Below are 8,350 nucleotides of genomic sequence, written 5' to 3'. Positions count from 1 at the left end.
GTGGCTGCTGAGTGCGACAGGGGGCGGTGCTGGGCAGCGCGGTCGCCGGTGGGCGCGGGGTGGTCGAGTGGTGGTGGCTGCTGAGTGCGACAGGGGGCGGTGCTGGGCAGCGCGGTCGCCGGTGGGCGCGGGGTGGTCGAGTGGTGGTGGCTGCTGAGTGCGACAGGGGGCGGTGCTGGGCAGCGCGGTCGCCGGTGGGCACGGGGCGGCCGAGTGGTGGTGGCCGCTGAGGGGCACGGGGCGGCGTGGCCTCGCCGCAGCGGTCAGCCGAGGATCGTCGCGGCCAGCTCGTCGGCCAGGGCGCGGCTCGCGGCGGCGATGCCGGACCAGCGGCGCGTCAGGTCTGGGTCGATCTCCAGCGGGCGGCCGTGCACGTCGATCACCGCGCCGCCGGCCGCGGGCACCGTGACCATCGCCGTCGCGAGGTCGACCAGGCGGTGGGTGTCCGAGCCCGGGTCGCAGAACGCGTCCACCGAACCCTCGGCCACCAGCGCGCACTCCAGGACCGTGGTGGACAGGATCCGCACGCGCCGCGCCCGGTCGGCCACGCGCATCCACGCCTCCGCGGTGCGCTGGTGGGGGCGGAGCAGGTTGACCGTCGCGCCGGTCAGCTCGGTGCGGCCGGTGGTGGGGAACGGGACCGGCTCGCCGGCGCGGGCGTGCCAGGCGCGGCCGGTGTCGAGCCACACGGTGAGCGCCTCGGTGGCCTGTCCGTCGACCGCGACCGTGCCGCCGAAGCAGCTCAGCGGGACCCCGTTGGCGGCGTTGTTCGAGCCGTCGACCGGGTCGACGACGAGCGTCACCGCGGAGCCGTTGTCGACGAAGCCGACTTCCTCGCTGAGCAGGTTGACGCGGTGCCGGTGCGCTTCCTCGGCGATCGCGGCCTCGACGATCTCGTCCACGCGCATGGTCGGGGTGCCGTCCGCGCCGTCGGCGACCTCCTCGGCCAGCTCGGTGCGGGTGTGCCGGCGGCGGGCGTCCCCGTAGGCGGCGCTGGCGGCGCGGGCCATCGCGGCGAGTGCGGGGTGGACGTCGCCGGGCAGGTCCGGGGTGGGCACCGGCCACGCGATCTTCGTGCTCATCGTCGTCGATCCTAATTGACTTGCCCGCGCGCGTGGCGCGACGGATCATGTCCGCCGTGCAACCCCTCGACGAAACCAGCATTCGCAAGTCGTTCATCAACTGTTCGAAGGGGGAGGCGCAACGGTTGTCCCTGCCGCCGGGACTGGCCGGACTGGACTGGTCCGAAGTGGACTTCCTCGGCTGGCGCGATCCGAAGGCCGCCCAGAACGCCTATCTCGTGGCGCCGTACGGGGAGAACGTGGTGGGCGTCGCGTTGCGGGCGGCGGCCAAGCACCGCAGCTCGCTGAAGTCCTCGCTGTGCGCGTTCTGCGGAACGATCCACGCGGCGACGGACGTGTCGCTGTTCGCGGCCCGGCGGGTCGGCGCGGCGGGGAAGCAGGGCAACACCGTCGGCACCTACGCGTGCGCCGACCTGGCATGCGGGCAGTACCTGCGGGGCAAACGCCGCCCGGCGGTGCACAACCCGGTGGACCGGGCGCCGCTGGAGCAGCGGGTGGAGCGGATGCTGGCGAACGTCGCCCGCTTCCTGGACGAGGTGACGACGGACAACGTGACCTGAGGCAGCCGAAACACGGTGCCGGAGGGGCGAACACGCTGGTGAGCGCGGTGCTCGCCCCTCCGGCGCGTCAGCTCACGATCGGCAGCGACAGTGGTCGCCGGACGGCCTGGGCCACTCCGTCGGACGCCAGGGCCGCTGCCACGCGCTCCGGGGACGGGCGGCCGTACGTCGTGGTGCGCTGGACCAGCGGGCGGCCGATCGGGGCGACCATGGCCGCCAGCTCGCTGATCGTCTTGTACGAGCCGTTGTCCGCGCCCGCCATGCGGCTGATCGTCTCCTCCATCAGCGTCCCGCCGAGGTCGTTCACGCCGCCGTTCAGCACGTCCCGGCAGGTGTCCTCGCCCAGCTTCACCCACGAGCACTGGATGTTGTCGATCAACCCGTGCAGCAGGATCCGCGCCAGCGCGTGCACCGCCCGGTTCTCGCGCTTCGTCGGGCCCGGGCGGGACAGCCCGGCCAGGTAGATCGGCGCGTTCTGGTGGATGAACGGCAGCAGCACGAACTCGGTGAACCCGCGCCGCCCGGTCTTCTCCAGCGCCCGCCGCTGCAGGTCGGCGATCAGCTTGATGTGCCCGACCCAGTGCGCGGGCGTGTCGACGTGCCCGTACATCATCGTCGACGTCGTCGGGATGCCCAGCTCGTGCGCCGTGGACACCACCTCGATCCAGCTCGACGCCGGCAGCTTGCCCTTCGTGAGCACCCACCGCACGTCGTCGTCCAGGATCTCCGCCGCCGTGCCCGGCAGCGAGTCCACACCGGACTCGTGCGCGCGCGTCAGCCAGTCCCGGATGGACAGGTTCGTCCGGGACGCGCCGTTGACGACCTCCATCGGGCTGTAGGAGTGCAGGTGGATGTCCGGCTGCCGCCGCTTCACCTCGGCCGCCAGGTCGAAGTACGCCGTGCCGGGCATGTCCGGGTGGATGCCGCCCTGCATGCAGATCTCCGTCGCCCCGGCCTCCCACGCCTGGTCGACCCGATCCCCGACCTGCGACAGCGACAACGTGTAGGCGTCGGCGTCCGTGCGGCGCTGCGCGAACGCGCAGAACCGGCAGCCGGTGTAGCAGACGTTGGTGAAGTTGATGTTGCGCGTGACGACGAACGTCACGTCGTCGCCGTTGACGTCCCGGCGCAACCCGTCGGCCAGCGACGTCAGCGCCTCCAGCTCGGCGCCGTCCGCGTGCAGCAGCGCCAACGCGTCCTGATCGGACAGTCCCGCGGGGTCGCGTTCCGCGCGGCGCAGGGCTTCCGCTATGTCGGTGTCCATCCGGCGCGGCGCGGACGGAACCTGCGACGCGAGTTCCCGCCAGTCGCCGTACACCGAGTCGAAGTCGCTGCGCCGGTCCTCGGTGCGGCCGGTGGTGTCGACCTCGACGTGCAGGTCCGTGCGCCCGGTGCCGGCCTGGTCCTGCCAGCCGCCGTCCGGCTCCTGCCACGGGCGGCCCTCGAGCACCGCGTCCTCGCGCGCCAGGCCGGTCACCGGGTCGGCCAGCGCGGCGACGTGCCCGGCCAGGCGCGGGTCCAGCCACGGCTCGCCGGCGAGCAGGTACTCGGGGTAGATCGTCAGCCGCTCGCGCAGCGTGTAGCCGGCCTTCTCGGTCTGCCGCGCCAGCTCGTCGATCTGCGGCCACGCGCGCTCGGGGTTGACGTGGTCGGGCGTGAGCGGGGAAACCCCGCCCCAGTCGTCGATCCCGGCGCGCACCATGAGGTCGTACTGGCTGCCGATCAGGTTCGGCGGCGCCTGGATGCGCATCTTCGGGCCGAACACCAGCCGCGCGACGGCGATCGTCGCGGCCAGCTCCTGCAGGTCGGCGTCCGGCGTGGCACGCATCTTCGTGTCCGGCTTGGCGCGGAAGTTCTGCACGATGACTTCCTGAATGCCGCCGTACTGGCGGGCCACCTTGCGGATGGCGAACAGGGCGTCCGCGCGCTCTTCGTAGTTCTCGCCGATGCCGATCAGGATGCCGGTGGTGAACGGCACGGACGTCCGCCCGGCGTCCTCCAGCACCCGCAGCCGCACGGCGGGGTCCTTGTCCGGCGAGCCGTAGTGCGGGCCGCCGCGCTCGCTCCACAGCCGGGTCGCGGTGGTCTCCAGCATCATGCCCATCGACGGCGCGACCGGCTTGAGGCGCTGCAGGTCCTGCCAGGTCAGCACGCCCGGGTTGAGGTGCGGCAGCAGACCGGTCTGCTCCAGCACCAGGATCGCCATCGCACGGACGTAGGACAGCGTGTCGTCGTAGCCGTGCGCGTCGAGCCACTCACGGGCCTGCTTCCAGCGGTCCTCGGGGCGGTCGCCGAGGGTGAACAGGGCTTCCTTACAGCCCATCGCCGCGCCCTGCCGGGCGATCTCCAGCACCTCGTCCGGCGACAGGAACGGGGCGTCCAGTTTGCCCGGAACCGTCGCGAAAGTGCAGTATCCGCAGCGGTCGCGGCACAGCCGGGTCAGCGGGATGAACACCTTGCGGCTGTAGGTGATGACGCCGGCGCGGCCGGCTTCGGCCAGTCCGGCGTCGCGGATGCGGGAGGCGTGCTCGGACAGCGTTTCGAGGTCTTCGTCGCGCGCGTGCAACAGCACGGTCGCCTCGGTGATGTCGAGGGTCTTGCCGTCGCGGGCGCGGGCCAGCGCGCGGCGCATCGCGGAGGCGGTGGGAGCGGTTGCCATACCCGAAACGCTAGGACCGGCCTGGTCGGCGGTGCCAGGACCAGGCCGCGCAAGATCGGCCACACCGGTCGGCGGCACCCCTGTTTCCGCTGCTCACCGTGGCCGTCGTCATTGCGCCGGGGGACGGGCAGGCGTATTACCTAAAGTGTGGCTTCGGTGATCGGCAAGCGGGTCGGCGGCAGGACCTACTACTACCTCGCGCACACCGGGCGGGTGAACGGCGCGCCGCGGATCACGTCGCAGCGTTATCTCGGCACCGCGGAGGACATCGCCGCGGCTCTGGACGGCGCGGCCGGTTCCCCCGACGGTACGCGCCACCTGGCGTTCGGTGACGTCGCCGCGGTGTGGTCCACCCTGGAGCGGCTCCAGGTGCGTCCGGCCATCGACGCGGTCCTGGGATCGCGCAAGGCGAAAGTTTCGATCGGGACGTACTTCGCGTTGTCCGTGCTGCACCGCGCGACCGCGCCGGGCACGGATCTGGCGCAGTGGTGGGCGGAGAGCGCGGCGAGCCGGTTCGTGCGGCCGCGGATCGCGGCGGCCGCGGTGCGCGACGACGAGTTCTGGCGCGCGATGCGGCGGTTGACGCGGCCGCAGCTGGTGCGGATCGAGGAGGCGGTGTCGGCACGGGTGCGGGACCACCTCGGCGAGCCGATCCTGCTCGCGGTGGACGTGCCGAACTTCGCGACCTACGCCGAATCGGAGACCGCGGCGGCGTCCCCGGTCGGATTGAGCACGGTGGTCACCCGGGACGGTTCGATCCCGGTCGCGTCGGCGGTGTACCCGCGGGAGGGCGCGGTCCCGTTCGGGCTCGCGGCGGACCGGCTCGCCGCGCGCGTGGCCGGGCCGGTGACGCTGGTGTTCGAGACGGGCCAGCACGCGCAGCTCGACCTCGACGACGGCAGGCACTTCGTCGGCGCGTTGCCGCTGGGGGACCACCCCGAGCTGCTGACGCGGCCGGCGTCGGCGCGGCGATCGGTCGACCCGGACCGCTTCGCCGGAGTGACGGCGCTCGACACGCACGCGGTGGTGTCCGGCGCGACGCGGCGGGTGGTGCTCACGCACTCGGCGAAGCTGCACGCGGCGCAGGCGCGCGGGTTCGCGCAGGCGCTGAGCAGCGCGACGCGGCAGCTCGACGGCTTGGCCCTGGCGCTGGCGGCCGGCACCAACCGGCGGCCACGCGAACAGGTGCTGACGGAGATCGCGCGGATCACGCGGGTGCGGTGGGTCGACCGCGTGCTGTCCACCCGGCTGACCGGGACGCGCCCGGCCGAGCTGCGGCTCGAGTGGCGAGTCGACGAGAACGCCCGGTCGCGCCTGGACGAGGAGTACTTCGGCAAGCAGCTGCTGGTGACCGACCACGACTGGCCGGTCGCCGACGTCATCACCGCCTACCGCGCGCGCTACCACCTGGACTCGACGTTCCGGCAGCTCAACGGCCCGTTCGTGGCGGCGTCCGCACCGCGGCGGCACTGGACCGAACACCGGATCGCGGTGCATTCGCTGGTGAGCGTGCTGGCGACGGCGGTGACGCACGTGATGCGGCAGGAAGCCGACCGGGCCGGGCTGGACCTGTCGGTGCGGGAGCTGCTGGACCTGCTGTCACGCATCGGCGAGACGGTGCTGCGCTACCCGTCGACCGGCGGCCGCCCGCGCACCCGGCGGCTGCTGACCTGCCGCGACGCCGTGCAGCAGAAGCTGTTCGACCTGTTCGGGCTGGACGCCTACGCGCCCTGAACGTGGGACTCGCGGGCGGGAGTGTGGGACTCGCGGGCGGGTGTCACTCCTCGGTCAGCAGGTTCTTCGCGCGCACCGCGGGCAGCGACAGCGAGCGGTAGCCGGCCTCGTCGAACAGCACGGTGACCTTGTCGGCCTCCCGGCGGACGACCTGGCCCGAGCCCCACTCCGCGTGGCGGACCGGGGTGCCCGGCTGGAACTCGCCGTCGGACGGGGCCTGCGCGACGGCCGTGCCCGCGTCGCAGGTGTCGCAGAAGCCGCACGGCTCGTCCAGCGCCTCGCCGAAGTAGCCGAGCAGGAACTGGCGGCGGCACGCCGACGTCTCGGCGTACTCCCGCATCACCTCGACGCGGGACCGGTCGAGCTTCCTGCGCTGCGCGGCCACCTCGGCGGCGCGCTCGGTGGCCTCCGCCGGATCGCCGCCGGTGTACCGGAAGCCCGCGCCGGTGTCCTCCACCAACCCGGCCTGGTCCAGCAGGTTCAGGTTGTTCATGACGCGGCGGTGCGACAGGTCGAGGTCGTGCGGGTCGTCGTGGTCGCGCAACGCCTCCGCGACTTCGCGGGTGCCCTCGTCGTCGAAGCGCCGCGAGGTGAGGAACTTCTGCAGGCCCAGGTCTTCGGACCGGTAGAACAGGAGCGCGTCGGCCCGCTCGCCGTCCCGGCCGGCGCGGCCGATCTGCTGGTAGTAGGAGTCCACCGACTCCGGCACCGACGCGTGCACCACGAACCGCACGTCCGGCTTGTCGATGCCCATGCCGAACGCCGAGGTCGCCACCACCACGTCGGCCCGGCCGGCGAGGAAATCCTCGTGCACGCGTTTGCGGTCGGCCGCCGGCATCCCGGCGTGGAAGGCGACCGCGCCCAGTTCCCCGGCGTAGCGTTCGCTGTCCTTGCGGGTCGCGGCGTAGACGAGACCGGGCTTCGGGGCGTCGCGCACCCAGCGCAGGACGGCGGCCCGCTTGTCCTCCTCGGTGGTGGCGCGGTGCACCGCGAGGTAGAGGTTCGGCCGGTCGAATCCGGACACCACGCGCACCGGGTCGCGCAGGCGCAGGGGGGCGACGATGTCGTCGCGCACCGGCCCGCCGGCGGTCGCGGTCAGGGCCAGCACGCGCGGGTGCCCGAGGCGTTCGATGGCCTGCCCGAGGCGGAGGTAGTCCGGGCGGAAGTCGTGGCCCCAGGCGGACACGCAGTGCGCCTCGTCGACGACGAACAGGCTGGGCCGGATCTCGTCCAGCTGCTCCAGCACCTCGTCCTTGGCCAGCTGTTCCGGCGCGAGGAACAGGTACTCGGCGTCGCCGCGGGTGACCGCGTCCCACGCCTTGTTGGTGGTGCGGGCGGGCTGGGCGGAGTTGACCGCGACCGCGTCCGGGGCGTCGCTGTCCGCGATCTGCCCGACCTGGTCCCGCTGCAGCGCGGTCAGCGGCGACACGACGAGCGTCGGCCCGTCCAGCAGCAGCGCGGGGATCTGGTAGATCGCGGACTTGCCGGAGCCGGTGGGCATGACGGCGAGCACGTCACGGCCGTCGAGCAGGCCCTCCATCGCGGTCAGCTGGTCGTCGCGCAGCTCCGCCCAGCCGAAGGTGTCACGTGCGGTGCGGCGGAGTTCGTCGTGTCTGGACACCGGCGGGGTGTTCCCGCATGCGGGGTGCGGAAACACCGTAGGCTGCGGGCATGCTGGAGGGATACACGGCGCGGGACGACGCCGAGAACGCCGATGTGGCGCGGATCCGGGAGCTGCTGGCGAGCGTGGCGGACCCGTTCGCGCGGGACATTCCGTTGCACGTCACGGGTTCCGCGGTGATCGTCCACCCGCCGACGCGCCGGGTGCTGCTGCGCTGGCACGAGCGGCAGCAGGCGTGGCTGCAGGTCGGCGGGCACGGCGATCCGGGGGAGACGGACCCGCTGGACATCGCGCTGCGCGAAGGGCGGGAGGAAACCGGGCTGGCGGACCTGCGCCCGTGGCCGACGGCGGATCTGCTGCACGCGGTGGTCGTCCCGGTGCCGGCGAAGGGCGCCGAGCCCGCGCACGAGCACGCGGACCTGCGGTACGTGCTGGCGACCGGGCAGCCGGAAGCGGCGCGGCCGGAGAAACCGGACGCGCCGCTGAAGTGGCTCACCCTGGACGACGCGATCGACGCCGCGACGGAGGCCAACGTGCGGGAGACGCTGCGCCGCGTGCGCGAGCGGCTCTAGTGTCCTGAGTTATTAATTCGCGTGCAGTAGCGTGCGATGGAGTCAAGGATCTGGTCGGCGGTCTTGGTCCAGACGTAGGGCCGTGGTTCGTTGTTCCAGGTCTCGATCCATGCGCGGATGTC

General features: G+C 72.8%; 6 protein-coding genes and 1 pseudogene. 3 read left to right on the top strand and 4 right to left on the bottom strand.

The window, feature by feature from the left end:
• Positions 1 to 263: 263 nt before the first annotated feature.
• Positions 264 to 1,082, bottom strand: a complete 819-nt coding sequence (locus tag D0D28_RS34600; RefSeq protein WP_116115403.1) for an inositol monophosphatase family protein — start codon at positions 1,080 to 1,082, stop codon at positions 264 to 266.
• Positions 1,083 to 1,129: 47 nt separating this feature from the next.
• Between D0D28_RS34600 and D0D28_RS34595 the strand changes: the two genes are divergently transcribed.
• A complete protein-coding gene (locus tag D0D28_RS34595; RefSeq protein ID WP_094006090.1) occupies positions 1,130 to 1,642 on the top strand; it encodes an FBP domain-containing protein in 513 nt (170 codons plus the stop codon).
• A 67-nt stretch (positions 1,643 to 1,709) separates the two neighbouring features.
• Here D0D28_RS34595 and D0D28_RS34590 read toward each other — a convergent pair whose 3' ends face one another.
• Positions 1,710 to 4,301: a bifunctional FO biosynthesis protein CofGH gene (locus D0D28_RS34590; protein ID WP_116115401.1), complete on the bottom strand. Its 2,592-nt coding sequence runs from the start codon at positions 4,299 to 4,301 to the stop codon at positions 1,710 to 1,712.
• 147 nt (positions 4,302 to 4,448) lie between these two features.
• Here D0D28_RS34590 and D0D28_RS34585 point away from each other — a divergent pair, with 147 nt between their 5' ends.
• The gene (locus D0D28_RS34585) at positions 4,449 to 6,035 is read left to right on the top strand and encodes an IS1634 family transposase (protein WP_094006092.1); all 1,587 of its coding nucleotides are present in this window, start codon (positions 4,449 to 4,451) and stop codon (positions 6,033 to 6,035) included.
• Positions 6,036 to 6,078: 43 nt separating this feature from the next.
• Here D0D28_RS34585 and D0D28_RS34580 read toward each other — a convergent pair whose 3' ends face one another.
• Positions 6,079 to 7,656, bottom strand: a complete 1,578-nt coding sequence (locus D0D28_RS34580; protein ID WP_116115399.1) for a RecQ family ATP-dependent DNA helicase — start codon at positions 7,654 to 7,656, stop codon at positions 6,079 to 6,081.
• A 50-nt stretch (positions 7,657 to 7,706) separates the two neighbouring features.
• On the opposite strand from D0D28_RS34580, the gene D0D28_RS34575 reads away from it, so the two are divergent.
• Positions 7,707 to 8,228, top strand: coding sequence for an NUDIX hydrolase (locus D0D28_RS34575; protein WP_094006094.1), 522 nt, complete (start codon positions 7,707 to 7,709; stop codon positions 8,226 to 8,228).
• Here the strand turns inward: D0D28_RS34575 and D0D28_RS34570 are convergent.
• Positions 8,225 to 8,350 (bottom strand): annotated as a pseudogene (locus D0D28_RS34570) (IS630 family transposase); the annotation flags it as partial. The gene D0D28_RS34575 and the pseudogene D0D28_RS34570 sit on opposite strands and share 4 nt — an antisense overlap.

Source organism: Amycolatopsis ruanii (assembly GCF_003385175.1).
Classification (GTDB): Bacteria; Actinomycetota; Actinomycetes; order Mycobacteriales; family Pseudonocardiaceae; genus Amycolatopsis_E; species Amycolatopsis_E thermalba.
Note: the sequence above shows the minus strand (reverse complement) of the source record. Positions and strands in the feature narration are given on the sequence as shown.

Bases quoted from the DNA above. Each gene is read 5' to 3' on its own strand.
- D0D28_RS34595 (WP_094006090.1), top strand. From the start codon at position 1,130: ATGTCCGCCGTGCAACCCCTCGACGAAACCAGCATTCGCAAGTCGTTC.
- D0D28_RS34590 (WP_116115401.1), bottom strand. From the start codon at position 4,301: ATGGCAACCGCTCCCACCGCCTCCGCGATGCGCCGCGCGCTGGCCCGC.
- D0D28_RS34600 (WP_116115403.1), bottom strand. From the start codon at position 1,082: ATGAGCACGAAGATCGCGTGGCCGGTGCCCACCCCGGACCTGCCCGGC.
- D0D28_RS34575 (WP_094006094.1), top strand. From the start codon at position 7,707: ATGCTGGAGGGATACACGGCGCGGGACGACGCCGAGAACGCCGATGTG.